The following is a 25557-nucleotide window of genomic DNA, read 5'->3' on the forward strand; positions in this document are numbered from 1 at the left end:
AACATTAGAGCTCAAAAAGTACACTAACCCAAAACAAGCTTAGCTTTTGTTCAAAATGCTGCAAGTTAGCGTTAATTTATACTGCCTGAGCTTATTTTATAGTCAAACACCTATTGTGTACGAAGTAATGCGCGAAAAGGTTCCCTAGCTTATAGTAGGCCCTCTACGGTGGGGTTTAGGAGAGGCCTTATGTCTAATCATTTAGCTAAGTATGGTGCAATCGTGGTACTCGTTATTATCGTTGTGGGTTTAGCAATCAATAACGTTAACCAACGAAATCGGGCACTGGTATTGCAATCACAACTAGAGTCGGCCCTAGCTGACAAGGCAGACTTGATCGCTTCGAACGACCAGTTAAGAGAAAAATTAACCGCTAATGAAGCTAGGCTAAGTCGCCTAGCGGACCAGCAACGCGCAATGAGAGCTCAAACGAGTGAGCTCATTGGTGTGTTGCAAGAGAGTGTGGAAGAGTTAAAAAGTGAGGTTGCGGCCTCTCAATCGGAACTAGAAAAATACCAATCTGAGTAATGGTCTTATCTTTATAAGGTCTCGATCGCCTCGCAATGGCCTAGAACTCGGTATTGGCCTTTTTTTTATAGTCCAATGTGTAATTAAATTACAAGTTGTTTGGAGGCTTGGTTAGCCGTTTCTTGCCTTGCTGAAATGCAGGATCGACGCGGGTTTGACAAGGCTTAAATTTATTGTTGTAACGTTAACTTGTCAGATTAAAAAATCATCATTTTTTGTAATTAGTTAACGCTATTGACTCATGTCATGTTGCGCTAAAGCCTGCTGCTCTACTCTAGTCAGCATGCACTGAGAGGTGCAATGACTGGTAGAACGGCAGCGCTTATGTATCGCGTCATTGGGTCCCATCATATCGTTTTCGACTCGCCAGTTTTTGTCCCAGCGCAAGCGCCTCTCATCTCGCACCGAATTTAAATTATTGCTGATTAGCAGTTCAGGCTGCGGATACTAGCGGAATGCAATCAGCCAAGTTTTCAAACTAGAGGGGTTAGCAATGACCGATTTAACACAAGGTTTTGATAAGGCATGGGCTGGTTTTGCACCAGGCGACTGGCAGCTAAAAGTTGACGTTCGCGACTTTATCCAAAAGAACTACACGCCGTATGAAGGCGATGAATCTTTCCTAGCCGGTGCTACTGCCGCGACCACATCTTTGTGGGGCTTGGTCATGGAAGGCATCAAGCAAGAGAATGAAACACACGCACCGGTTGATTTTGACATTGACAACCCGTCAACCATCACTAGCCACCCAGCTGGTTACATTGACCGTGCACAAGAAAAAATCGTTGGTCTACAAACAGACGCACCACTAAAACGTGCCATCATGCCTAATGGCGGTGTACGCATGGTTGAAGGTTCAGCCGAAGCATACGGTCGTAAACTAGACCCTATGGTTAGCAAGATCTATAGCGACTACCGCAAAACGCATAACCAGGGTGTTTTCGACGTTTATACGCCAGCAATTCGTGCTTGCCGTAAGTCTGGCGTTATCACAGGTCTACCTGATGCCTACGGTCGTGGTCGTATCATTGGTGACTACCGCCGCGTAGCCCTATACGGCGTAGACTTCTTAATGAAAGACAAGCTAGCGCAACACAACAGCTTGATCGAGAAGTTCGAAAACGGTGAAGACCTAGAAGCAACCATCCAGCTTCGTGAAGAAATCTCTGAGCAGTACCGCGCGCTAAACGACCTGAAGAAAATGGCTGAAAGCTATGGTCTAGACATCAGCGGTCCGGCGAAGAATGCCCAAGAAGCCGTTCAGTGGTTGTACTTTGGTTACCTAGGTGCAGTAAAATCTCAGAACGGTGCGGCGATGTCTCTAGGTCGTACATCTACGTTCATGGATATCTACATCCAGCGTGACATCGAAGCTGGCATCATCACAGAAGTTGATGCGCAGGAGATGATTGACCACTTAGTGATGAAGCTACGTATGGTTCGCTTCCTACGTACACCTGAATATGATGATCTATTCTCTGGCGACCCAATCTGGGCAACTGAGTCTATTGGTGGTCAAGGTCTAGACGGCCGTACTCTGGTAACAAAAACCAGCTTCCGTTTCTTGAACACGCTATACACCATGGGTGCTAGCCCAGAGCCAAACATCACGGTTCTGTGGTCTGAGCAGCTTCCACGTGGCTTTAAAGAGTACTGTGCAAAAGTATCTATCGATACTAGCTCAATTCAGTACGAAAACGACGACCTAATGCGCCCAGACATGCAAAGCGATGACTACGCGATTGCTTGCTGTGTATCGCCAATGATCGTTGGTAAACAAATGCAGTTCTTCGGTGCGCGTGCCAACCTTGCGAAAACATTGTTGTACGTGATCAACGGTGGTGTTGATGAGAAGCTAGGCATCCAAGTTGGCCCTAAAGAAGCGCCAATGGATGACGAAGTGCTAGATTTCGACAAGGTTTACAATAAGCTTGACGAGTTCATGGACTGGTTGGCAACTCAGTACGTGACAGCACTGAACTCTATCCACTACATGCACGACAAGTACGCGTACGAAGCCATTCAGATGGCGCTACACGACCGTGACGTAACTCGCACGATGGCATGTGGTATTGCTGGTCTGTCTGTAACGGCTGACTCTTTGGCGGCGATTAAATACGCAAAAGTGAAGCCAGTGCGTAACGAGCAAGGCATCGCGATCGACTTCGAAGTGGAAGGCGACTATCCGAAATTCGGTAACAACGATGACCGCGTAGACAGCATTGCCGTTGACCTAGTAGAGCGTTTCATGGGCAAGATCCGTGCACGTAAAACTTACCGCAACGCGATCCCGACTCAGTCTGTACTAACCATTACTTCTAACGTTGTATACGGTAAGAAGACTGGTAACACACCGGATGGCCGTCGTGCTGGCGAGCCGTTTGCACCAGGTGCAAACCCAATGCACGGTCGTGATACGAAGGGTGCGGTAGCGTCGCTAAGCTCTGTTGCCAAGATTCCATTTGAACACGCCAAAGATGGTATCTCTTACACCTTCTCTATCGTGCCAAAGGCACTAGGTAAAGACGATGCAGGTCAGAAGAGCAACTTGGTTGGCTTGATGGATGGTTACTTCCATAACGACACATGCTGTGGCACAGGTGGTACATGTGAAGGTGGTCAGCACCTAAACGTTAACGTACTTAACCGCGACATGCTGTTGGATGCGATGGAAAACCCAGAAAAGTACCCACAGCTAACGATCCGTGTATCTGGCTACGCAGTACGCTTTAACTCTCTGACACCAGAGCAGCAAAAAGACGTTGTAACGCGTACCTTTACTGAATCGCTATAAGCAACTTGGTATAGCTGGCGCTGCGCCAGCTCACCGAAAGCCCGCAGCACGCTGCGGGCTTTTTGTTTTTGGGATCGTGCTGGTACGAGCGAGCGATGGCATTACCTAAACGTCGACACGGTCGGGCGCGACCCCGGCTTAACCCATCCATGGGGGCTCACCATTTGCCATCCATGGCAAATGATGGTCGACTTATCAGGCAATGCTACCACTCGCCAGATAGTCAGTTACGATCAATCCAAAAACAAATAATCCGTAGTGATAGCCAATGGTTTGTTAAATCGAGCCATTCGCTATCACTGCTAAGAGCAAAGTATTTAATGGGTTGAGTACCCAAAATAGGTTGCTGCACATACCTCTATAGAACAAAAGGTGAGGCGGGGTGCATCGCTAAGTCGACCGTCATTTTGCATGGATGCAAAATGCGAGCCCTCAGGGATGAGTTAAGCCGGGGTCGCGCCCGACCGTGTCGACGTGTGATGTACTCCGCTTCACCTGAAATCTAGCGAGGTTTAATACAGCAACCAGCCTGCGTACTCAACCCCGAGGAGAGTTTTATGGCGTTACGCGGACGTATTCATTCAACCGAATCTTGTGGCACGGTGGATGGCCCTGGTATTCGATATATTGTGTTTATGCAGGGCTGTTTGATGCGCTGCAAGTATTGCCACAACCGCGACACTTGGGATTTGTCTGGTGGTGAAGAAGTTACCGTTGATCAGTTGATGCCTGAAATTCTGTCGTATCGACACTTCATGAAATCATCCGGTGGTGGTGTGACCGCTTCTGGTGGCGAGGCTGTGCTGCAGCGTGAGTTTGTCGCTGAGTTATTTAAGGCATGCAAAGAAGAGGGGATCCATACAACGCTGGATACCAACGGCTTTGTAAAGCAATACGACGAAGCATTAAATGACCTGCTGTCGTACACCGATTTGGTCATGCTCGATTTGAAGCAGATGGATGACAAAGCCCATATTGAGCTAACCAAAACACCTAACCGCTATTCACTAGATTTTGCCCGCTATTTGGCGTTCCACGACAAGCCAATGTGGATTCGCTTAGTGGTTGTACCAGGCCACACTGATTCGGTTGAAAATGCCGATAAAATGGGGCGATTTATCGCCACTGAGCTTGGCAACAAAGTCGAAAAAGTTGAGTTGCTGCCATACCACACCATGGGTGCACACAAGTGGGAGCACTTTGGCGATGACTATGAGTTGATCGACGTGAAGTCGCCAACGCAAGATATTATGGTCAAGCTGAAGAATGTGATCGCTAGCCATGGTGTGAATGTTGTAATCGGCTAGTTGTAAAACAGCACCGCAAGCGCCATATTGATCACATCATTAGCCACATTTTGGAGGCAGGGATGAAAAAGATTGCATTAGCATTAGGGTCAGGTGGGGCGCGCGGTTATGCTCATATTGGCGTAATTCGTGAACTTGAAGCTAGAGATTATGAAATCGTCGCCATCTCTGGTACTTCAATGGGCGCTTTAGTTGGTGGTTTGTATTGCACAGGGGCCATGGAAGAGTATGCCGAATGGGTATGTTCCCTTGATTATTTAGGGGTGCTAAAACTATTAGACGTTACCTGGGATAAAGCTGGTGCCATACGTGGCGAGCGCGTTATGCAAGCCATGCGCGAGCTAATGGGTGACGTGAATATTCAAGACCTTGATATTCCCTATGCAGCCGTTGCCGCAGACCTGAATCGCCAGAAAGAAGTTTGGTTTCAAAATGGCTCACTCGATATGGCAATACGGGCATCTATCTCTATGCCTGGTGTGTTCACCCCTGTCTCGAATAAAAACGCATATCTCGTTGATGGCGGCATTCTTAACCCGGTGCCTGTTAGTCCCCTGCAAGCAGCACACGATGCCGATCTAGTGATGGCGGTCAATGTCACCTCGGATATCAACAATGTCTCCATTGAACAGTTGTTGCCCGACTATTTCGCCAAAAAAGACAAAAACGAAAAACAAGATCGGCCAGCACAGCGTTTGGTTGACGATATTCGTAACCGAGCGTCTGGATTTATCGAACGCATATCATGGTGGGACGAGGCCGAATCTAGCGAGCAGCAGCGTGCCATGGCAAGAACCCGCAACTGGGGCAAGCTAGATATGGTGATGCAATCATTTGACGTTACTCAAGCCTCATTGGCGCGCTACAAACTGGCTGGCTCACCACCAGATATTCAGATTGATATCGGCAAACAAACCATCTCTACTTTCGACTTCCACCGCGCCGAGCCAATGATTGAACTGGGTGAGCGTTTGGCCCGTCGCGCGCTCGATGAATACGAGCGCACACCAGAGGTAAAGGCTTAATTTCGTTTGGATCAGTGTAAAAGCGTGACCACGATCATGCTTAGCGAATAAAGGCTTAACTGTTGGTAATAAACTGTGAACCCATTCCGGCAGCCTCAGTGCATGGTGATCCATCATTAGCGGATAAGAATGATAGGAGAACAACAATATGCGCAAGCTAAGTATTTTAGCGGCCGGTGTTTTAGCAAGCACGGTAGCAATGGGTTACTCTGTTAACCCTCAGCCAGACCCACAAAATCCGGGTGGCTTTATTATGAGCGCTGCAGATCTGCAAGCAGCTGAAGATGCCAAAACAGCAGATCCTATTTACGCTGAGTGGGCCAAAGCATTGGCTACGCGACCAAACTCAGTCGTTGAAGCGATCACTGTAGGTAACCCGAATAATCCAGAAAACGTCCAGCGACTTGAGCGTGTGTTCCCTGAGACTGAATGGGATTTCTTAACCGGGATGGCACATGAGTCATATACCTATGAGAAGTTTCTAAAAGCTGTAGGTAAGTTCCCTGCGTTCTGTGGTGAATATACCGATGGCCGCGACTCTGACGCGATTTGTAAAAAATCTGTAATCACCGCTTTTGCTCACTTTGCGCAAGAAACAGGTGGTCATATTAAACTGAGCAATACTTCGGACAATCCACAAGGTTTGGAGGAGTGGCAGCAAGCGCTAGTTCACGTACGTGAGATGAATTGGTCGGAAGGTCAAGCTGGCTACTCAACTGGATGTGGCGAAAACGACTGGCGTACGCGTCGCTGGCCTTGCTCCGATACGCCAAGCTACTTTGGTCGTGGTGCCAAGCAGTTGAGCTATCACTTTAACTACGGCGCTTTTTCTGAGGTAATGTTTGATGGCGACGCTTCTGTGCTATTAAACAACCCTGCATTGGTGGCTGATACTTGGTTAAACATGGCTTCTGCGGTTTGGTTCTTCTTGACTCCGCAAGCGCCAAAACCAGCAATGTTGCACGTAATTGATCGCACTTGGGTGCCTTCAACACTGGATAAAGATCTTGGTATTGGTTACGGATTTGGTACTACCATTAATGTAATTAACGGTGGTATCGAGTGTGGTGAACAAAACAAAGATAAAGGTCAGCCAGTTAACCGTATCAGCTACTGGCGTGGATTGGCAGAACACTACAATATTCCGGTAGAACAAGACGAAGTTGATACATGCTGGCAACAGCGTCCGTACGGAAGCGTTAACGCGGACGAGCTTCAGAAATATGACGATATCCTAAATACCAACTGGGAAGCTGAGTTTCAATACTTTGCAGACCGTCCAGGTGGTATGTCTTTCGAGTGTAAGCTAGTTGGTTACCAAACGGCTTACTCTGCTTTGGAAGAAGATGGCTACGAAAAATGTATCACCGACGCTTACGGTGCTCACCAGAGTTGGCCTGAGATCCGTATCGTTTCAGCAGATCAGATTGTTACGCCAACACCAGTGCCATCTGGTTCAGTAACACCGGGTGCTCCTGCTTGGAATGCTAATTCGGTATACAACAAGGGTGACAAAGTAAGCTTCGAAGGTGCTGTATACGAAGCTCAGTGGTGGACTCAAGGTGATAGCCCTAGTGCTGGCGGACCTTGGCAGAAAGTAGATGGCTTGGTTGTTCAGCCAACGGCTACACCAGTAGTAACGGCTACACCAGTTGTAACGGCTACACCGGTAGTAACAGCTACACCAGTTGTAACAGCTACACCAGTTGTAACAGCTACACCAGTTGTAACAGCTACACCAGTAGTAACAGCTACACCAATTGTAACGGCTACACCAATTGTAACGGCTACACCGGTAGTAACGGCTACCCCAGTAGTAACGGCTACACCAGTTGTAACGGCTACACCGGTAGTAACAGCCTCACCGGTAGTAACAGCCTCACCGGTAGTAACAGCCTCACCGGTAGTAACTAGCGTACCGACAACCGTACCAACTACGGCGCCAACAGCTGTACCAACATTACCTGGCGACGTATGCGTTGATGGTTTGGACGCTGTGTATGAAGCATCGCAGCCAATTCGTGTGATTGAGGGCCTAGGTCAAGTGCCGGTTGACTTGAGTGCGTTTAACTTCGACGACCAAGCATTGCAAGACCTAACGCCGCATAGCGTTAAAGTGTCGCACAATGGCACGTCTTACGAGCAAACCGTTAACTACAGCCCAGTTAGCAAAATCCTACTGCTAGACCTAAGCAGTGTGACAGAGCTAACGAACGTTGAAATCAAGCTGGGTTACTTCGATTGCGCAGGTAACAGCAAAACAGTGACGTTGAAAGCAACGATCAAGCCAGATCCAAAGCTGATCGACGATATCAACGATCAAGTTAACAACGCTGTAAACGGCAACCCAGTAGTGGTGGGTTCTGCAGGCTGGCCAATGCTTCTGGTATTGGGTGGCTTAGTGGCAGCGCGTCGCCGCAAGCAATCATAAAATTAGCATCGCCCCCTAAATGCTAGTGTAAAGCCGAGGTGAGAGCCTCGGCTTTTTTATGGTAGTGCGTGGAGCACTAACTAAGTGCTCAATTCCTTTTAAAACCGCCTCCCCATCGATAACCGAACAAGCCCCTCGTTTTGGTATGCCAGTGGTGCAATGTCTAGCCCTGCAGCAATTGTGAAGCCACCACTAGTTTGATACTGAGCGTTGATTGGCACTATATTTAGGTGCACGTCTAACTCGTCATTAGAGTTAAAAGCCTCCACTGCTAATCCAGCTGCTACCTGCGTGCTAACTGTCCAGCGAGATGATTGTTGCCAGTTAAATTGGCGTCCATAATAAGCCGCGAGTTCAGGCGCTAGCGCGCAATCATAATCTCGCCATACCTTTCCTGGCTGAACAACATCAGCCGTGTCGGTTGTTGTATTTACGTCCGGCGACGAAGTCTTCATGTCGTCGACTAGACCGTATTTACAATCGATCTGCTGGCTCAGTTCAATGCCAAAAAAGTGCACCTGCTTAGGCCGATTGCTATCTAGTACATATTCCAGAGCTAACCCCGCCTGAGGTAAACCATTCACGGCGCTGCGGGTGTCAATCTGGTCGGCTGTTGAATCTAGTGCTGGCGCAAAGGTTTGTATCACAACGCGAACTTGCTGATCCCATAATTGTGTATCAATTGGTAGTGCATCCATGGTGGTGCTCCTTAGAAATTAAAACCGATATGAATGCCTGGGGTAAACTCAGGGATCTTCACTAGTGACAAGCGCAGCTGCCAATTATTGCTATCGAAAGCAATCCGCACTGGGTCTACTTGTGGGTAATATGCAAGGCCGGTACTTACGTTGGGCTCCAGATAGCCAGGCAATATAACGTCTAATTCGGCACTCGATGAAAGCATGAAGTGCTTGCTTGATAGCCATGTTTTGTGAGCGCCGATAAATGCGAAGTAGGCCAAATTAGAGTGGGCTGCATTATTGTCTTCGCATATCAGGTAAGTGTTGCTAGCGCCCAAGCCAAACCTAAGGTAGTGCGGTGTTTCAATTGCGGCCGACAAGTGCAGCGCTGGTGATACCTCAGTTGGGTGGGCAGTTTCGGTGCAGCTCAACTCAATGGCTGGTAGCAGGTGTGATTCAACAATCAACAGATCGGCTTGCGCGGCCACTGCAATGCTTACAGTGGTGGCAAGAAAGAGTCGCTTCATTGGATGTCCTTTTTCTATATCTTTTTAGTAAATCGCTATTTGCAACCATTTTCCCATTGCCGCACTCGGATCAATTGATTTGATAGGGTGTTCAGGCGCGAACTGATCCACAGCAAGAACAAAAATTTTTCAATGTATGTTATTGATGAAATGTGTCCTACTACACAAAAGCATGCTCACTAGTTGACGATACTGCCAATTAGCTTGCACTATTGGATAGGTGCTGAAATCGGTGCCAATCCAACAGCAATGCCTACAAAAATAACAATGGCACGACAGGTGATTTAAATGAAACGTCTTCTCGCAACTGCAATAGCAGGTTGTACGCTCGCTGCATCTAGCTTTGCAATGAACCCTCAGGTCGACCCAGATAACCCAAACGGATATATCGTTTCGCAAAGCGATGTGGCTGCGGCTGAGGCAAATAAAACGGCCAACCCAGCATATGCGCTTTGGTCTGAAACCATTCGCACTCTGCCTAATGCTGAAGTAGAGCAAATTGTGCCAGGGCGTGCAGCGAATCCAGATAACGTTAAGCGCTTAGAGCGAGTGTTCCCAGAATCTGAATGGAACTTCTTAACTCAAATGGCGGCGCCAGAGTACACTTACACTCGCTTTTTACGAGCCGTGGGTAAGTTCCCAGCATTCTGTGGTGATTACGCCGATGGCCGCGATGCCGATGCAATTTGTAAAAAGTCTGTTGTCACAGCATTTGCTCATTTTGCCCAAGAAACTGGCGGTCATGATGCCAACGCCGGTATTCCAAAGTGGCGCCAAGCATTGGTGCATGTGCGTGAAATGGGTTGGAACGAAGGTGATGCTGGCGGCTATAACAGCGAATGTGCCGAAGACAACTGGCAAACTCGCAAATGGCCGTGTGGTAAAAACCCAGACGGTTCATACGTAAGCTACTTCGGCCGTGGTGCTAAGCAGCTAAGCTACCACTACAACTATGGTGCATTCTCTGAAGCCATGTTTGGTGATGCAACGGTGTTGTTGAATGATCCTGGTCGTGTAGCAGACTCTTGGTTAAACCTTGCGTCAGCCATCTTCTTCTTTGTTTACCCGCAACCGCCTAAACCATCAATGCTACACGTGATCGACCGCACTTGGTCGCCGTCACAGGCAGAAATTGACGCCGGTATTGGTTATGGCTTTGGTACCACAATTAACATTATTAATGGTGGTCTAGAGTGTGGCGAGCAAAACAAAACGAAAGGCCAGCCGGTTAACCGCATTAGCTACTGGGAAGACCTAGCGGCCTACTACAACATTCCAGTAGAAGCCGATGAGAAGAACACCTGCTGGCAGCAAAAGCCTTACACCCAAGTAAAACCGGCACCAGAAGACACGCTGTATATTAACTATGACCAAGATTGGACATACTACTCAGATCGCCCTGGAGGTTACTCATTTGAGTGTCAGTTGGTTGGCTATCAAACAGCGTTTTCAGCACTAGTACCAGGTGACTACGAGGCATGTGTGACCAACCTTTGGGGTACGCATAAAAACTGGCCAGAAATTCGTATAGTGGCTGACGACCAAATTACTACGCCAACGCCAGTGCCAAGTGATGCGGTAACGCCAGGCGTGCCAGCATGGCAGGCTTCTAAGGTGTACACAGGCGGTGATCAGGTAAGCTTTGCTGGTGGTGTATATGAAGCGAAATGGTGGACACAGGGTGACGAGCCAACGGCTGGCGGCCCTTGGAAGCTAATCGACGCTGGTACTTCACCAACTGCGACACCAACCACTGTTCCTACCGCCTCACCGACGGCGACTCCTGTGGTAACGGCGACACCAGTTGTTACCGCAACACCAACCGCAGTACCAACGGCTACGCCGACTGAAGTACCGACTCCAACGGCTACGCCAACGTCAGTGCCGACAGCGACACCAACAGTCACACCAGCACCTAGCTGTGCTGCAGCCTATGTTGATGGCGCCGCCTATGCAACGGGCGATGAAGTTAGCCTAGGTGGCGATGTTTACCAGTGCACGGTTGGTGGCTGGTGCTCACTAGGTGGTGCATATGCCCCAACCGGTTGGGCTGGCAGCTATGCGTGGACTAAAGTAGGTGCCTGTAACTAATACACCTACCTGAACGGTTGCTAAGTGTTGCTTCAGAGCACATAACAACCTAGCCTTAAAAACCATCGCTGCGGCGATGGTTTTTTTTATCATATTAGGTGGATACGCCAGTGCAGGACATTAAAGATATTTGGCAGCAACGCTATGACCAAGACGAGTACATTTATGGTACCCACCCAAACGACTTTTTGCTGCAGCAAGCCGAAGGGTTAGCCGGAAAAAAGGTGCTGTGTGTTGCTGAAGGTGAGGGGCGTAATGCAGTTTTTCTGGCGAAGCTTGGTTGTCATGTTACGGCTGTTGAGATTGCGCCAGCAGGCGTAGATAAAATTACCAACCTAGCGAAAGCCGAAGGTGTGCAGGTCGAAGCCATTCAAGCCGACTTGGCTGATTGGCAGTGGCCGTGTAGCCACTTTGATGCTGTCGTCGCGATTTTTGCGCACTTCCCTGTCGCTACGCGTAAGCAAATTCATCAGAGCATTGTTACCACACTAAAAAGTGATGGTGTACTGATACTCGAAGCCTATACGCCGCAGCAGTTGAAGCATAAAACAGGTGGGCCGCCAAAGGCCGAAATGATGATGACGACCCATTCTATCGAAGAGGAGTTCGATGGGCTGGACTTTCAGTTTTTAACTGAGCTAGAGCGAGTAGTGGTTGAAGGGCGAGGTCACAATGGCCTCGCCGCTGTTGTGCAGTGTATTGCGGTTAAACCTTAAACTGCGCCACCATTGAATCAAGCTCGTTTACTCGTTGTGCTAAGCTGCGGCTGGTTTCGTCGGCTTCTTGCGTTGCCGATACCGACTGCGAGGCGATGTCGGCAATGTGTGAGATATCGCTGTTAATTTCTTTGGTTACTGTAGTTTGTTGCTCCGCAGCTGCAGCAACAGAATTAATCACATCATTTACTTGTTGGGCTTGCTCAACAATAGCAGACAAAGCATTGATCGCCTCGTCACTCAACGACACGCCTTGTTCAACTACCTTGGTGCTGTTTTCCATTTTGCTCACAGCCACGTTGGTTTCATTTTGAATGGCGCTAATAGATTCCGAGACTTCCTTAGTCGCTTGAGCTGTGCGCTCTGCTAGGCCGCGCACCTCGTCGGCGACCACTGCGAAACCTCGGCCTTGCTCGCCTGCTCGAGCTGCTTCAATCGCGGCATTCAAAGCGAGTAGGTTAGTTTGCTCGGCAATGTCGGTAATCACTTTGATGACTTGGCCAATTTGCTCGCTGCGCTTTCCAAGGTTGCCAATCGATGCCGAGAGGTCGGTGATGGTGCTAGAGACTTCACGGATGCTATCCACCATTTGGTTAACGGTTTGGCCACCACCTTTGGCGCTGTCGCCGGCTTGCGAAGCAATCGCGGATGCATTGGTGCTTTGTTGAGCTACTTCGCTAATGGTGTGGCTCATTTCTTCTGCGGCGGTTGCAATTTGGCTAGCACGCTGTGCTTGCTCTTGTGAGCCGCTGGTCACTCGACTGTTAACTTCCGAGAGCGTGTCGCTATTGTCTTTTACTTGTCGCGAAACAGACTTTATTTGGCTGATCAAGGACACAAGCGAGCTTTGCATTTGGTTGACCGCATTGGAGACGGCGAATATCTCGTCCTTGTTCTTTCGGGCAAGAGGCGGCAGGCTTAAATCGCCTTTAGCAATGGCTGTTGCTTGAACCATTACTTCGTTAAGCCCTCCGCGTATAGAGGTGGTTAATAACCAGATAACCAACACCGAAAAGGCAAAAGAAATTAGAGTAATGATAATGGTAGTTTGGCTTAGCAAACCAAGCTTGGCTTTGATTTCAATCATCGCCTGGGCGGCATCTTCTCGTTCCTCACTAGAGCCCGCTTCAAGCAAATTTTCTAATTGAACGCTAAAACGCTGTGCAATTTCACCGACTAAGGCAAAGTTACCTTGGTGCTCATTGCTGCCAAATACTTGCTGGTCAATGGCCGTTAACAACTCATCGATTAATTCTTCTAGTTCTGCTGTTTGGTCTGGGTTTTCTATTGCTTTTAGCTCATCGAGAAATTGTAGCAGCTCGGCGCGATCTTCTCTGTAGGCGTCGATGGCACTATCTTGACCAGCGATATGCAAAAACACAGCTGAGTTGATGTCACCTAGTTCGTCCAATAACTGCATATACAGGAACGCACCTGGCACGTCATCTTCCGCCACTTCAGTCGTGATGTCCGTGATTTGTGCCTCTTGTATTACTATGAAGGTAGACGTGCCGGCGAACAGCGCTAAAACGATGGCAAAGGAGATAATAAGTTTACGTGCGATCGTTAGGTCCATAACAACTCCATTCAACGTGGTAGTTCAAGCATAGGCACTTTTTGCCATCTATACCTTGTTGATTCGGCACTCACTGTAAAAAGTTAAGCTGAAGTTGCAGTGGTTAATTTAATCTTTCCTGTTAACGTGCGAGTAATGACAAAAAAACAATCAGCGCCCGTTTCGGGAAGGGCTGCAGGACCTGACTGTTGTTTGTTTGAACGTACCAACAGGGTACTGGAACTTTTACCCCAGCTCATGCGCTTGTTCTCGCCAGGGTATACGGTTGCAATGGTGGTGCCATCAATGCAAATCGATAACGGTTGCTGATGTAAAAAATGCTTTTTGTATTCAATGTATAATGATGACATTGGCTGCCACGCCATAAACTACCTCGCTATAGAAAACTCTGCATTGTTGATCGCCACAGATTCTGCCGTTTGCCAAGCTTTTGGTACCGCAACCGTAATACAGGGTGAGGTTAATGCAGAGGTCGTGATCATTCCTGGTTCAGGCGCTACTTGTGTTATGTCGAGCTTAATCGTTGTGCCAGCAAGTTCGGCATTATTGGTTTGAACCTGAAAATAGTACCCCCCAGAGCTTCTTTCCCCCATGGCGATTATGATTGCTTGTTCATTGTCACCCGACTCAGCATGCGATACGAGTTCAGCAGTAGGCTCGTAAACAGTGCAGTTTAATCCTTCATCAAGTACGCGAAACGTGTCGCCAGAGTAATGAAACAAAGACATAGCAAGGACTCCCGACAATAACATGCTTACTTACCCCTAAACTGAACTTGATTGGCTATTATGCCGACTAGACTTAATGGAATGCTATCATTTTAAACAGAATAAGGCCTAAAGCAGAGTGGTTGTTGATGAGATGGCATTAATTGAGCATGTTCTAAAAAGCTACCCATAAGGGTTGCTATACTTCCGGGTTTGCCGTTCCTTGCTGTAAATAGGGCTAAGCGTCAGTCGTGGAATGTAACTTGGGTTAATTTAGTTCCAGAGGGGTCTCTTAATGAGCGTTGTATTAGTCGTTGATTCTGCATGTGACTTGCCAGCACAACTGATCGAGCAATCTAACATCAAGGTTTTGCCAATCAATATCAAAGTGAATGGTGAACTATACAAAGACAAAAAAAGTGACAGTCACCTGTTGGACTTTTATAACAAGGGCTTGTTAACGAACGACAACGACGCTGATTCGGTTCCGTACACAACCGAAGAAATTGAACAATTTATTCTCTCGGACCTTGTTTCCCACCACGATTTCGTTTTTGTGCAAACCGTTGCCAGTGGCAATAGCCCTATATTTGATAACGCCAGCAAAGCAAGCCAAAGTATTCTTAAAAAATACCAAACTGTTCGCCAGCAAGCGGGCAGAACGGGTATGTTCGGCATTCGAGTGATCGATACGACTAGTGTGTTTACCGGACAGGGACTGATTGCTCTATACACCAGTGAAGCGCTCAAAGCCGGTGCCAAACGCCAAGATTTACGCAAGCTGGCAGACGATTTTAAAGCAACGGTTAGCACTTATGCCGTGCCAAAGAGTGTTGGCTATGTGCGAGAGCGTGCACGCAGAAAAGGCGTATCTGGCGTTAGTGCCCTAGGTGCCATGATGGGTAAGGCGCTGGATATCAATCCGATTATCCTGTTGCAAAACAACGCCAACCAGGTTGCTGCAAAAGTTCGAGGCCGCCAAAACGCCATTGACCAGCTATTGGACTACGCCACCGACCAGGTAGTGCAGGGCAATCTAACATTTCCATATGTGAACGTATCATATGCTGGCGAGTTGGATGAGTTGCGAGCCATGGCGGCATTTCAAACCCTAGAGGAAGCCTGCAAGACAGCGAATGTCACGCTGTTAAGCTGTGTCATGAATTTAACCGGTGGCTTAAATCTTGGCCCTGAAGCGGTGTGTTTATCATTAGTGACTGAAGGCGAACCGCTAGCATAAAAAAGCCGGGGCGAGCCCGGCTTTTTTACTGTAAATATCTCTTACAGGTTCTGACGCGTTTCGATTAGCTCATCTACAACGCTAGGGTCTGCGAGCGTAGACGTATCACCTAGAGCTTCAAACTCATTGGCAGCAATCTTGCGCAGAATACGACGCATGATCTTGCCTGAACGAGTTTTAGGCAGGCCCGGCGCCCACTGGATTTGATCCGGTGAAGCAATTGGGCCGATCTCTTTGCGTACATGCGCAACTAACTCTTTCTTCAGCTCGTCGCTTGGCAAGATGCCCTGCATTGGCGTCACATAAACGTAGATGCCTTGGCCTTTGATGTCATGTGGGAAGCCAACAACAGCTGCTTCGGCGACTGACTCATGCGCTACCAGTGCAGATTCGATTTCTGCTGTACCTAGGCGGTGACCAGAAACGTTTAGAACGTCATCCACACGGCCAGTGATCCAGTAGTAACCATCTTCGTCACGACGAGCACCGTCACCAGTGAAGTATTTGCCATCATAAGCTGAGAAGTAGGTATCGATGAAGCGCTGGTGGTCACCATATACGCTGCGCATCTGACCCGGCCAGCTGTCGGCAATCACTAGGTTACCGTCTACGGCGCCTTCAAGTACCGCACCTTCGGCGTCCAGTAATTCAGGCATTACACCGAAGAATGGGCGAGTTGCCGAACCTGGCTTCAATGCGGTTGCACCAGGTAGTGGTGTGATCAAGATGCCGCCCGTTTCAGTCTGCCACCAAGTATCAACAATTGGTGCTTCTTCGCGGCCAAATGCCTTGTGATACCACTCCCAAGCTTCTGGGTTAATTGGCTCACCAACTGAACCAAGTAGGCGCAGGTTAGATAGGTCAACACCTTCAACCGCTTTCATGCCTTCGCCCATTAGTGCGCGAATCGCCGTTGGAGCAGTGTAAAGTGTATTCACTTTCCACTTCTCACAAACGCGTGCCATACGGTCGATGCCAGGGTAGCTTGGCACACCTTCGAACATTAGCGTTGTGGCGCCGTTGGCAAGTGGGCCATAAACGATGTACGAGTGGCCTGTAACCCAACCAACGTCAGCAGTACACCAGTAGATGTCGCCGTCTTGGTAATCGAATACATATTGGTGCGTCATAGACGCGTAGACTAGGTAGCCGCCAGTCGTGTGTAGTACACCTTTTGGTTTACCAGTTGAGCCAGACGTATACAGAATGAACAATGGATCTTCAGCGTTCATTTCTTCGGCTGGACAATCCGTTGACTGGCCTTCTACCGCATCGTGGTACCAAACGTCACGGCTGTCATCCCATGCGACATCGCCACCGGTGCGCTTAACTACTAGTACTTTTTCAACCGTGCCCACAGCTGGGTGCTCTAGTGCTTTATCAACGTTTTTCTTCAATGGCACCTGACGACCACCGCGTAGGCCCTCATCAGCCGTGATGATAAACGTTGATTCACAGTCGATGATACGACCAGCAAGCGCTTCAGGTGAGAAACCACCAAATACCACTGAGTGCACCGCACCAATGCGAGCACAAGCTAGCATGGCGAATGATGCTTCAGGGATCATTGGCATATAAATGGTTACACGATCACCTTTTTTAACCCCTTGAGCGCGAAGTGCGTTGCCCAAACGGTTCACTTCTTCTGATAACTCTTGGTAGCTGATAACACGATCTTCGCTAGGATCATCGCCTTCCCAAATGATTGCAGGCTGTGAAGCGCGTTTTTCTAAGTGGCGGTCAATACAGTTGGCGGCAACGTTTAAAGTGCCGTCATGGAACCAACGAATATGTAGGTCATCTTTGTTAAAGCTAACATCTTTAACCGCTGAGTAGGGTTTGATCCAGTCAACACGTTGACCGTGTTCGCGCCAGAAGCCTTCGTTGTCTTCAACAGATTGGCGATACATCGCCTCGTACTGTTCGTTATTAATTAGTGCTCGTTCCGCTGCCCACTTCGGTACTGCATAGGTTTTTTCTGACATCTCGGTCTCCTGTGTTTTTTTGTTCTTGTGGCTACGAGAATAGTCGGTTTTCTCGAATTGCCAGGATCCAGTCAGTGATTAGCTTCCGATAATTATCGCAGTCTTGCAAGACAATGATGCAGCTCAAAGCAATTTCGATTTGATGATGGTTAGGCAGCAAGGTTTGCCGCCTAACCAAAAGGAGAGCGTTCTAGTAAGGTGCGGCAGCGCGTAAGCGCTCAAGTTCTACTTCGCTTGCTACCCGCTGTTGTATGGCTGCTTTTAGTTCAGCCTCAGCGTTTGCTTGCTGTCGCTGTTGGTTGAGCAATAAGTCTAACTCGGCTTTTCGCGCTTCAGGTGTTAGCTCAGGAGCGAGTAAGCGTTGTTCCGTTTCGTTCACAGCAATGCTTAGAGCGGCAATTTCCTCTTCCAGCGCTGAAATTCGAGTTTTATTTTGTTCAACGAGCTGCACTTGTTGATAGATTTTTTGACCTTGTTGGTAGGCATTTACAAAAGGTTTTTCTAACGGCGACGGGCAGATGCCTGTGTATGATCCACCGTTGCGGCCAAGATTATAGCCTTTTTGTGGTGTGCAAAAGTTCACTACACCTTCGTTATAGCCCTGACTGTATTCAGTAGCATTGGCAGTAATGCCATACTCAGCGCATGCTTGGCGGTAGCTACTCAAGTTGCTCATTTCTCTACCCTGGCTACCGTCTTCAAGGCCAATGTTGTACCAGTTTGCGGTTCTGCATTCGTTTTCGTTCATTGCCGCACAACCGGCTAGCGTGATAGACACCACAAAGCAGAACAATAATCTAACAGTATTCATGATAACTCTCCTAAAATTTGGCGCTTCGAGATAATCTTGCGCCAATAATTTAAAAATAAAAAACATTTGCGTCGTGATGTTTGCTAACAATTGCGCTAGCATTCAGATTAGTAGACGTAAATGGATTTATCGAGGAGGAGTGGATGCTGGACGCAACCGCCCACAAACTAGTTAGCTCGCAAAAAGTTCACCGCGAGATGCGCACTTCATTAGAGGCGGTTTCTACATTGATAGAACCCAACATTAGTGCCATCAAGTTAGGGGAAGCTTTGCATTTGCATCGAATAAGTAAAGGGGCGGAACTAGATTGGAGCCAGGATCATCAACGCCAGGCTGTACTGGCGGGAACGGATACTCGCACGGGTGATAGCAATTCCTTGTCGAGCATGCTGAAAGACATTCCTGTGGTATCAATTAACATCCAATGCTCACTGACCAATACCAAGCTTGCGCGCACCATCTCTTTGCAAGACGGCTTGCCAAGCAGAAGCTCGCGCCTTGTAGAGCTCAATTTTACGCATAATTTTACCGAACAGCTGCGGCAAAAGTTTCTCGCCCAAGCAAAGCCTGAGCTATCGGTCGCCGCCCTCAATACAACTTTTCAGCAGAATATTGCCACAGCTGGGTTCGAGTATTTGGCAAAACGCCCACTCATCGAAGGGTATCGCCAGTTAGGCTCGCACACCATAGTGAAAGCAGAGCCAGAGATTACCTTGGCCGACTGCTTGTTCTTTAGCCTAAATCTACACATCGGCATTGTTGGTGGGCAGTACGGCGTGCACTGGGCAGACAGTTACTGCATCAATAATGCTGGCCATCTAAGCTTGTTCGGAATCTAGCCGCAAAAAGCGGCTATTCCTCTTCTTCTCCTTCCAAGTCGGCATCATGCAGGGCTTTTAAGCGCTGGTAAACCTTGTGGTTGAGCGTGCCTTCAGGGAACTCACCTTGGTCATTGATTTTACCGGCTGGCATGCCAGTAAGCAGTTCGGCGGCTTCAAACAAATGGCTGACTGCCCATACTTTAAATTCGCCATCTTTGACCGCTTTGACCACTTCATCGTTGAGCATTAGATGCTTCACGTTGTCGCGCGGGATAATCACCCCTTGTTTGCCGTTTAGGCCACGGCTTTTGCACAAACGATAAAATCCTTCAATTTTTTCGTTCACGCCCCCCACTGCTTGAATATCGCCGTGCTGGTTCATTGAGCCGGTGACGGCAATGCTTTGTTTTACCGGCACCTCAGCAATGGCCGACAACAATGCGCAGGTTTCGGCAACGGTCGCTGAGTCACCATCAACATAACCATAAGACTGCTCCATGGCGATGCTGGCGCTGAAGTGCAATGGGAAGTCGCGACCAAAGGTATGACCAAAATAACCGGTAAGAATCATTACCCCTTTGGTGTGAATGGCTTGGCCTAACTCTGCCTCACGTTCAATATCAACAATGCCTTTGCTGCCGGCATAACAAGTGGCGGTGATACGTGCCGGTGAGCCAAATAGGCTTTCGCCAATTTCAATCACGGTTAAGCCATTCACCCGCCCAGTACGCTCACCGTCGCAGTCAATTAGAATGGTGCCATCGCTAATTTCTTCATGCATTTGCTCGGCAATGCGCCCGTTGCGACGCTCTGCGGATACTAGGGCTTTGACGACGTGTGTGCGCTCAATGCGGTCACTGTTTTTCTGGCGGGCAATAAACTCTGCTTCGCCTAGCACCTTAAACATCGAAATGACTCGCGCGGTGATCTTGTCCTGATGCTCAGCTTGGCGCAGGCCAAACTCAATTAACCGCTCTAACGCTTGCCGGGCGACTGGCAAATAACCCCGTTCTTCAGCGTAATGTTTTACCCGCAGCACTAGCTGATGCTTGGTGTCTTCGGTGCGGGGCAGGGTGCTGTCGAAATCGACTAATACCCGAAACAGCTCATTGAACTCTGGATCCATGTCTAGCAGCTGGTAATACACCTCACGCGAGCCAATTAAAATAATCTTTACCCGCATCGGCATGGGTGCTGGGCTTAAAGTAACTGGGTTATAGATCGAAGACTCATGGAAAGGCGATTCCATGTTGATCTCTTTGGTTTGCAGAGCAAGCTTTAGGCTTTCATATGCAAACGGCTCAACCAATAGCTTTTCGGCATCCAGAATTAAATAACCACCATTGGCTTTATGCAATGCGCCGGGGCGAATGTACTGGTAAGACGTAGTTGGCGCCCCTTGCTGGATAGAATACTCAATGCGGCCAAATAGGTTTTGCCAAGTGGGTAGTAGCTCGTACACCACGGCTTGACCATCTTCGGGCTCGCGGCTAACCAGTAAGTTAGGCAGAAAAACCGCATTCAGCTGCTGGCGGCGCTCGTTGTCGGGGCGTACTTCGCCAAGCACGTCATCGGCAAACATCTCCAGAATAATACGGGCAATATGCTGCTTAATTTGGCGGAAAAACTTTTGCAGCTGAATGTTTGAGTGCCATTGGTGCTCTAAATCTTTTAATAATGGCTTAACTGCTGACTCTATGGTGTCGATATTAAGCTGACGTAATGCCTCGTTGGTCTCGCGCTTCCATTGTGGTAGCTCTAATAATGCTTCTGATAGTAGGTCCTCCAGCTCACCAATGATTTCGATTACTTGCGAGCGAACTTCGTCTGGCAGCTGAGCAACTTCATTTTCGTCTAATGGTTTGCCTTCTAAAACGGGCGTAAAAACCAAGGTGTTTTCTTCGGTAAATACCGCAATATTGTGCTTGTTGGCTTCTTTTTCCACTTCGGCAATGGCTTGGTCGTAACGTTTGCCAAAGCTCTTTTCAATTAAGCCTCGCTTGCGCTGGTAACTTGGGTTCTCAAACGTAGCTGGGAAGGTGTCGAGCAGGTCATTGATAAAGCCTTCCATATCGGCCAGTAACTTTTTGCCTTGCCCTGCGACAAGTTCAATGGCAATGGGGTCGCGCTGTTGGTCGAAGTTATGCACATAGACCCAGTCATTGGTGGCACTGTTTTTGGCAGCCACTTGCTTTACATAGTGAGAAACCAAAGACTGGCGGCCAGTGCCGTTTTCACCCATAACATATAGGTTGTAGCCGCCGCCATGCATGCGCACACCAAATTCGAGCGCTTCTTTGGCGCGCGGTTGGCCAAGAAAGTCTGCGCTACCCGTTAATTCACGTGTATCTTCGATTTCAAGGTGGGCTAGGGAAACTTGATGTTTTAGCTGATCGGCAGATAGTTGCAAAGCGGTATTCCTTCTTAATACAGCCCACCAGCCTAGCGCTAAGCGCTAGTTCTGGCAATGGAAGAAGTAAACCCTTAAGGGCAAGTAATAGACGGGAAGCTCTGACGGTTGGCACCGTTAATGATCAATGTGAGTTTCAGGCCACTTTGTTCTATCGCAGCTAGCTCAAACGCGCGTGGGCACAAACCCAAGATGGTGGTTTCTTTGGAGTAGTCAGGCTTCTTCTCGAACTCAAAATCGTACGGCGAGGCGATGTCGATTTCTACCGAGCCCGTTGGGCTTTTCATGGTGAACGTTTTAACACTCCAACCTAGTGGCAAACGCTTATCAATGAGGTCCTGCACCAGCTCTTCTGGTGGCTTGGGCTCTGGGGTTGGCGATGCGTTCGGGTCGGCATCCTCATCGCCACCACCACAGGCGCTTAATATGGCAACAGACAGCAAGCTTAGCATCAGAGACAAAAACTGTTTCAACTTGATCACCCAGCTGGTTTTACAATGCTCTTAGTTAAGCACAAAACTTCACTGCCTGCGCCTTCGGTGACTTTATTAACTAAACCGAAAATGGATAAGCAATCGGTTCATGGTGTTGGTAGTTCACCACTTCAAAGTCATCCAAGGTGACCCAGGTTTCCAAGTCTTCAAGCGACTTAATATCTGGATTGATATTAAGCTGCGGCGAAGGGAAGGGTTTTCGTTTTAGTTGCACATCACGCATCAGCTCAAGCTGATCTTCATAAATATGAGCATTGACGATTTTGTGGTATGCCTGCCCCGGCTTGTGGCCGGTAATTTGGGCGACAAGCGCCAACAAGGTGAATACTTGCACCTGGTTGAAGTTAAGCCCTAATGGCACATCGCATGAGCGCTGATAAGAGGTTAAATATAGGGTGTCACCCAGTAGCGAAAAGGTATGCGTGTGCATGCAAGGTCGCAAACACCCTAGGTCGAATTCGCCTGGATTATAAAACGTTAGAATTTCACCACGATCATCAATGCCCTTGGTGAGGTTATCAATGATCTTCTTTAGCTGGTCGATGGTGTCGCCATTAGGCTTTTGCCAGCGACGGCCTTGCACGCCATACACGCGGCCCATATCGTCTTCGCCTTTGCGAACTGGGTTGTTGAGCCAGGCTGCATTGTCATTGGCATTGGCATCCCAGGTTTTACAGCCAATAGCACGAAACTGGGCGGCGCTATCATACCCGCGCAAATAGCCCAACAGTTCGGCAATGGCCGCTTTCCAGAAGCTTTTGCGCGTTGTAATGAGCGGGAACTGATTACCCGCTACATCATAGGTTTGATCAGCATTAATAACGGTTAGGCAGCGCTTACCAGTGCGCTCGTTTTCAACCCATACGCCTTCATCGATAATGCGCTGACAAAGTGCTAAATACTGGTTCATGCTTTTTTACCTGATTCGTCGTAAACGTCCATTTTGCCTTGTTTATAGGCAAGGGCCATTAGCACAGCGCCAACAACAATCATTGGAATGCTGAGCATCATGCCCATGGTTAGCCAGTCTAACGCCAAGTAACCAATGTGGGCATCAGGCACTCGGAAAAACTCTGCCGCGGTGCGTAAAATACCGTAACCAACCAAGAAGAAGCCTGACACTGCCATACGAGGACGAGGTTTATTCGAGTACCACCATAAGGCAATCATGAGGGTAAAACCTTCACCTAGCATTTGATACAGCTGAGACGGGTGGCGTGGTTGATCATCGGCACCGGGGAAAATCATGCCCCATGGTACGTCGGTTGGGTGGCCCCAGAGTTCGCCGTTAATAAAGTTACCCAAGCGGCCAAGCGCGATGCCCAGTGGTACCAGTGGAGCGACGAAGTCACCCACTTCAAACCAACTTTTGCCTTTGCGCTTGGCAAAAATAATCACAGCAGCTACTACCCCTAAGAAACCACCATGGAAGGACATACCCCCTTCCCAAACGCGGAATATCGAAATTGGGTCGGCAATAAAACTATCGAAGTTATAAAAGAAGGTAGAACCTAGGCGGCCACCAATAATAATGCCTGCCACCACATAAAACAGTAAGTCATCTACCTGTTCAGTTGACCAGCCACGCCATGGCTGCGTGCGTGCTCTTAATTTGCCAAGCCACAAGCCACCAAAAAAGCCGATGGCATACATGAGGCCGTACCAATGAATGGCAAGTGGCCCTAGCTGAAAAGCAATAGGATCAATATTAGGAAATTGCATGGGCGTCCTTAACGCTAGCTTGCTTATGGCAAGCTGGTTATACCAGAGGTTCGAATGCTAAGTGTATGCGCCTAGTATGGCAAATACTGGGCACACAATCACTAAAACACAGACGCCGACGTCAATTTTGGGTTTAGTGGTGAGGCCTATTAAAACTCGTAGCTCACACTCACTTGGCTAGCTAGGCCGTTGTCGAATAAGCCTTCGGTAATGAATGCTTGGTTAAGCACGGCATTAATCGACAACTTCTCAACTGGCTGCCAACCTAAGCCCAATAACAACTCGGCGCCATCGGTTACTCGGCGACTACCTTTGCTATCGAGTTTGGTGTACTCAAGCTCAAACCCGTTTGGCCCCGGTTCGTTTTTATCGGTGAGGGTTTTATTGATCACCCAGTTTAATAAATCGGCTTTGACACCAGCGCGCCATGACCATTTGTCGCCCGTTTTGGCTTCAATAGATGCATGCAATGGCAAACGAATGGTTTGTTCTACTGCATTGCTCGACGATTCTACCCCTGTTGGGTCGTTTGCACCGCGCACCTCGGTGGCATATTGCTCATCTTTACCCGATACTCGCTCATAACCGATGCCTTGCTCAATGCGAAGTGTGCTGGCGCCAGATTGGCGAATAAGGCCAAGGGTCAAGTCGCCAACAAGTTGCAACTTGCTAAAATTACGCTGAGTTTGCGACTCATTGTCTTCGGCACCTGTTGTAATCTCGAGCTGTGAGACGATACCTTCCGTGACATAACGATTAAGCTGAAAATCGGCCCCCAGATATAGCGTTGGCTGAAAGTAATAGCGATTATTACTGTGCAGCTCAAAGCTCAAGCCACTTTTCGCCTGCTCGTTTTCTTTATACTCAGTGGTTAATGTAGCGCTGCCTTGCTGAGCATTGGTAGCGGTGTAATCAATTAGGCGTTGGTTATTAAACAATGGCACGCTAATGCCAGCACTATAAGCAAACTTGGGTTGCACTTGGCCAAATGAAATGCCGTATTTGCTGTAGGCGGTGGTTTCGGTGTTGCCCCTAAATTCAGCACTTAGTTGGTCGCCGTTGGCATCAAACGTATGAGGCTCTTCGGTTAAATGGATGGTACCACCACCCGGTGCGGCGATTTGGTAAACGGCCGGCTCGCTTTCAGTGTTTTGCACCAAGCTTAGTCGGAGGCCGGACTGCCCAAAAAGCTTGCCACCAACAAAGATATCGACAGCATCAGCGGCCGTTGGCAAACGCCCTGAGCCCAAATAATCCATGCCATCAAATTGTGGGGTGCTCACCTTGCCAGCATGAATGGCGATGGTTTGATCGAATGCATTAAACGCCACGCCACCATTACCACCCGTTGTAGCGGCCACCTGTTGTTTAACATCGGCGATTAACGCTGGGTTGTACCAGAGGTTGTCTTGCACAACGACTTGGCTTAAAGAATTCTGAAAACTTAGGTTGTCTGTAGCCCAAGCTGATGCACCCAGTGCAACAGCAATGCTTGCGATAGTGATTTGTTTCATAGCCCTGCTTCAGTAAATTTGCCCTAGTGCCCAAAATAGAACAGAAGATAGAGCAAAAGTCATGCAAGTGCAGCATAAAATCTTAAGTGCTACAAAATGCCAGCATAGCGACAGCGATAAACAAAAAAGCCGCTCGATTGAGCGGCTTTCATTGTCAGCTAGTGACAGATTTTGACCA

Annotated in this window: 20 protein-coding genes; 9 read left to right on the forward strand and 11 right to left on the reverse strand. The window is 48.5% G+C overall.

Translation table 11 applies throughout. From position 1 onward, the window contains the following. Positions 1-189 precede the first annotated feature (189 nt). The 5 genes from DUW71_RS14155 (at position 190) to DUW71_RS18010 (ending at position 8085) form a co-directional block, all read left to right on the forward strand. Positions 190-528, forward strand: a complete 339-nt coding sequence (locus tag DUW71_RS14155; RefSeq protein WP_119395920.1) for a hypothetical protein — start codon at positions 190-192, stop codon at positions 526-528. A 493-nt stretch (positions 529-1021) separates the two neighbouring features. Further along, a complete protein-coding gene (gene pflB, locus DUW71_RS14160) occupies positions 1022-3322 on the forward strand; it encodes a formate C-acetyltransferase (RefSeq protein ID WP_119395921.1) in 2301 nt (766 codons plus the stop codon). Between the two features lie 557 nt (positions 3323-3879). Continuing rightward, complete coding sequence (gene pflA, locus DUW71_RS14165) at positions 3880-4629, forward strand: pyruvate formate lyase 1-activating protein (protein WP_119395922.1); 750 nt, start codon at positions 3880-3882, stop codon at positions 4627-4629. 62 nt (positions 4630-4691) lie between these two features. Continuing rightward, positions 4692-5654 (forward strand): patatin-like phospholipase family protein, encoded by a 963-nt coding sequence (locus tag DUW71_RS14170; RefSeq protein ID WP_119395923.1) that lies wholly within the window; start codon positions 4692-4694, stop codon positions 5652-5654. Between the two features lie 148 nt (positions 5655-5802). Next, positions 5803-8085, forward strand: a complete 2283-nt coding sequence (locus DUW71_RS18010; protein WP_119395924.1) for a chitinase — start codon at positions 5803-5805, stop codon at positions 8083-8085. A 98-nt stretch (positions 8086-8183) separates the two neighbouring features. On the opposite strand, the gene DUW71_RS14180 is transcribed toward DUW71_RS18010, so the two are convergent. Then, on the reverse strand, positions 8184-8783 hold the full coding sequence (locus tag DUW71_RS14180) for a hypothetical protein (RefSeq protein ID WP_119395925.1): 600 nt from the start codon (positions 8781-8783) through the stop codon (positions 8184-8186). An 11-nt stretch (positions 8784-8794) separates the two neighbouring features. Next, a complete protein-coding gene (locus tag DUW71_RS14185) occupies positions 8795-9292 on the reverse strand; it encodes a hypothetical protein (RefSeq protein ID WP_119395926.1) in 498 nt (165 codons plus the stop codon). 288 nt (positions 9293-9580) lie between these two features. Here DUW71_RS14185 and DUW71_RS18015 point away from each other — a divergent pair, with 288 nt between their 5' ends. Both DUW71_RS18015 and DUW71_RS14195 read left to right on the forward strand, forming a co-directional pair. Then, positions 9581-11383: a glycoside hydrolase family 19 protein gene (locus DUW71_RS18015; RefSeq protein ID WP_119395927.1), complete on the forward strand. Its 1803-nt coding sequence runs from the start codon at positions 9581-9583 to the stop codon at positions 11381-11383. Positions 11384-11493: 110 nt separating this feature from the next. Further along, on the forward strand, positions 11494-12099 hold the full coding sequence (locus tag DUW71_RS14195) for an SAM-dependent methyltransferase (protein ID WP_199671230.1): 606 nt from the start codon (positions 11494-11496) through the stop codon (positions 12097-12099). On the opposite strand, the gene DUW71_RS14200 is transcribed toward DUW71_RS14195, so the two are convergent. Both DUW71_RS14200 and DUW71_RS14210 read right to left on the reverse strand, forming a co-directional pair. Next, on the reverse strand, positions 12089-13675 hold the full coding sequence (locus DUW71_RS14200) for a methyl-accepting chemotaxis protein (protein WP_119395928.1): 1587 nt from the start codon (positions 13673-13675) through the stop codon (positions 12089-12091). The two genes, DUW71_RS14195 and DUW71_RS14200, sit on opposite strands and share 11 nt — an antisense overlap. A gap of 368 nt (positions 13676-14043) precedes the next feature. Beyond that, the gene (locus DUW71_RS14210) at positions 14044-14403 is read right to left on the reverse strand and encodes a protease complex subunit PrcB family protein (protein ID WP_158584131.1); all 360 of its coding nucleotides are present in this window, start codon (positions 14401-14403) and stop codon (positions 14044-14046) included. Between the two features lie 274 nt (positions 14404-14677). Here DUW71_RS14210 and DUW71_RS14215 point away from each other — a divergent pair, with 274 nt between their 5' ends. Further along, positions 14678-15622, forward strand: coding sequence for a DegV family protein (locus DUW71_RS14215; RefSeq protein ID WP_119395931.1), 945 nt, complete (start codon positions 14678-14680; stop codon positions 15620-15622). Positions 15623-15663: 41 nt separating this feature from the next. Here the strand turns inward: DUW71_RS14215 and acs are convergent, their stop codons facing one another. Continuing rightward, positions 15664-17607 carry an acetate--CoA ligase gene (gene acs, locus DUW71_RS14220; protein WP_119395932.1) on the reverse strand — a complete coding sequence of 648 codons (1944 nt, stop codon included), beginning with the start codon at positions 17605-17607 and terminating at the stop codon, positions 15664-15666. A gap of 190 nt (positions 17608-17797) precedes the next feature. Then, entirely contained in the window at positions 17798-18418 is a 621-nt protein-coding gene (locus DUW71_RS14225) for a DUF2799 domain-containing protein (RefSeq protein WP_158584133.1), read from the reverse strand. A 143-nt stretch (positions 18419-18561) separates the two neighbouring features. Here DUW71_RS14225 and DUW71_RS14230 point away from each other — a divergent pair, with 143 nt between their 5' ends. Then, positions 18562-19257, forward strand: a complete 696-nt coding sequence (locus DUW71_RS14230; protein WP_119395934.1) for a hypothetical protein — start codon at positions 18562-18564, stop codon at positions 19255-19257. Positions 19258-19270: 13 nt separating this feature from the next. On the opposite strand, the gene DUW71_RS14235 is transcribed toward DUW71_RS14230, so the two are convergent. The 5 genes from DUW71_RS14235 to DUW71_RS14255 all read right to left on the reverse strand — a co-directional run bounded on the left by DUW71_RS14235 (position 19271) and on the right by DUW71_RS14255 (position 25379). Further along, positions 19271-21649: a Lon protease family protein gene (locus tag DUW71_RS14235; protein ID WP_119395935.1), complete on the reverse strand. Its 2379-nt coding sequence runs from the start codon at positions 21647-21649 to the stop codon at positions 19271-19273. A gap of 74 nt (positions 21650-21723) precedes the next feature. Beyond that, positions 21724-22122: a hypothetical protein gene (locus DUW71_RS14240; RefSeq protein WP_158584135.1), complete on the reverse strand. Its 399-nt coding sequence runs from the start codon at positions 22120-22122 to the stop codon at positions 21724-21726. A 79-nt stretch (positions 22123-22201) separates the two neighbouring features. Continuing rightward, the gene (locus DUW71_RS14245; RefSeq protein WP_119395937.1) at positions 22202-23053 is read right to left on the reverse strand and encodes a thymidylate synthase; all 852 of its coding nucleotides are present in this window, start codon (positions 23051-23053) and stop codon (positions 22202-22204) included. Next, positions 23050-23865 carry a prolipoprotein diacylglyceryl transferase gene (gene lgt / locus DUW71_RS14250; RefSeq protein ID WP_119395938.1) on the reverse strand — a complete coding sequence of 272 codons (816 nt, stop codon included), beginning with the start codon at positions 23863-23865 and terminating at the stop codon, positions 23050-23052. Before lgt ends, DUW71_RS14245 begins: the two co-directional genes overlap by 4 nt. A gap of 149 nt (positions 23866-24014) precedes the next feature. Then, a complete protein-coding gene (locus DUW71_RS14255; protein WP_119395939.1) occupies positions 24015-25379 on the reverse strand; it encodes a hypothetical protein in 1365 nt (454 codons plus the stop codon). Between the last annotated feature and the right edge of the window lie 178 nt (positions 25380-25557).

It is taken from the genome of Salinibius halmophilus (assembly GCF_003577475.1).
Taxonomy (GTDB): Bacteria; Pseudomonadota; Gammaproteobacteria; order Pseudomonadales; family Natronospirillaceae; genus Salinibius; species Salinibius halmophilus.

Excerpts from the sequence above, each read along its gene's own strand:
- DUW71_RS14155 (WP_119395920.1), top strand. The coding sequence starts at position 190 with ATGTCTAATCATTTAGCTAAGTATGGTGCAATCGTGGTACTCGTTATT.
- pflB (WP_119395921.1), top strand. The coding sequence starts at position 1,022 with ATGACCGATTTAACACAAGGTTTTGATAAGGCATGGGCTGGTTTTGCA.
- pflA (WP_119395922.1), top strand. The coding sequence starts at position 3,880 with ATGGCGTTACGCGGACGTATTCATTCAACCGAATCTTGTGGCACGGTG.
- DUW71_RS14170 (WP_119395923.1), top strand. The coding sequence starts at position 4,692 with ATGAAAAAGATTGCATTAGCATTAGGGTCAGGTGGGGCGCGCGGTTAT.
- DUW71_RS18010 (WP_119395924.1), top strand. The coding sequence starts at position 5,803 with ATGCGCAAGCTAAGTATTTTAGCGGCCGGTGTTTTAGCAAGCACGGTA.
- DUW71_RS14180 (WP_119395925.1), bottom strand. The coding sequence starts at position 8,783 with ATGGATGCACTACCAATTGATACACAATTATGGGATCAGCAAGTTCGC.
- DUW71_RS14185 (WP_119395926.1), bottom strand. The coding sequence starts at position 9,292 with ATGAAGCGACTCTTTCTTGCCACCACTGTAAGCATTGCAGTGGCCGCG.
- DUW71_RS18015 (WP_119395927.1), top strand. The coding sequence starts at position 9,581 with ATGAAACGTCTTCTCGCAACTGCAATAGCAGGTTGTACGCTCGCTGCA.
- DUW71_RS14200 (WP_119395928.1), bottom strand. The coding sequence starts at position 13,675 with ATGGACCTAACGATCGCACGTAAACTTATTATCTCCTTTGCCATCGTT.
- DUW71_RS14210 (WP_158584131.1), bottom strand. The coding sequence starts at position 14,403 with ATGTCTTTGTTTCATTACTCTGGCGACACGTTTCGCGTACTTGATGAA.
- DUW71_RS14215 (WP_119395931.1), top strand. The coding sequence starts at position 14,678 with ATGAGCGTTGTATTAGTCGTTGATTCTGCATGTGACTTGCCAGCACAA.
- acs (WP_119395932.1), bottom strand. The coding sequence starts at position 17,607 with ATGTCAGAAAAAACCTATGCAGTACCGAAGTGGGCAGCGGAACGAGCA.
- DUW71_RS14225 (WP_158584133.1), bottom strand. The coding sequence starts at position 18,418 with ATGAATACTGTTAGATTATTGTTCTGCTTTGTGGTGTCTATCACGCTA.
- DUW71_RS14230 (WP_119395934.1), top strand. The coding sequence starts at position 18,562 with ATGCTGGACGCAACCGCCCACAAACTAGTTAGCTCGCAAAAAGTTCAC.
- DUW71_RS14245 (WP_119395937.1), bottom strand. The coding sequence starts at position 23,053 with ATGAACCAGTATTTAGCACTTTGTCAGCGCATTATCGATGAAGGCGTA.
- lgt (WP_119395938.1), bottom strand. The coding sequence starts at position 23,865 with ATGCAATTTCCTAATATTGATCCTATTGCTTTTCAGCTAGGGCCACTT.
- DUW71_RS14255 (WP_119395939.1), bottom strand. The coding sequence starts at position 25,379 with ATGAAACAAATCACTATCGCAAGCATTGCTGTTGCACTGGGTGCATCA.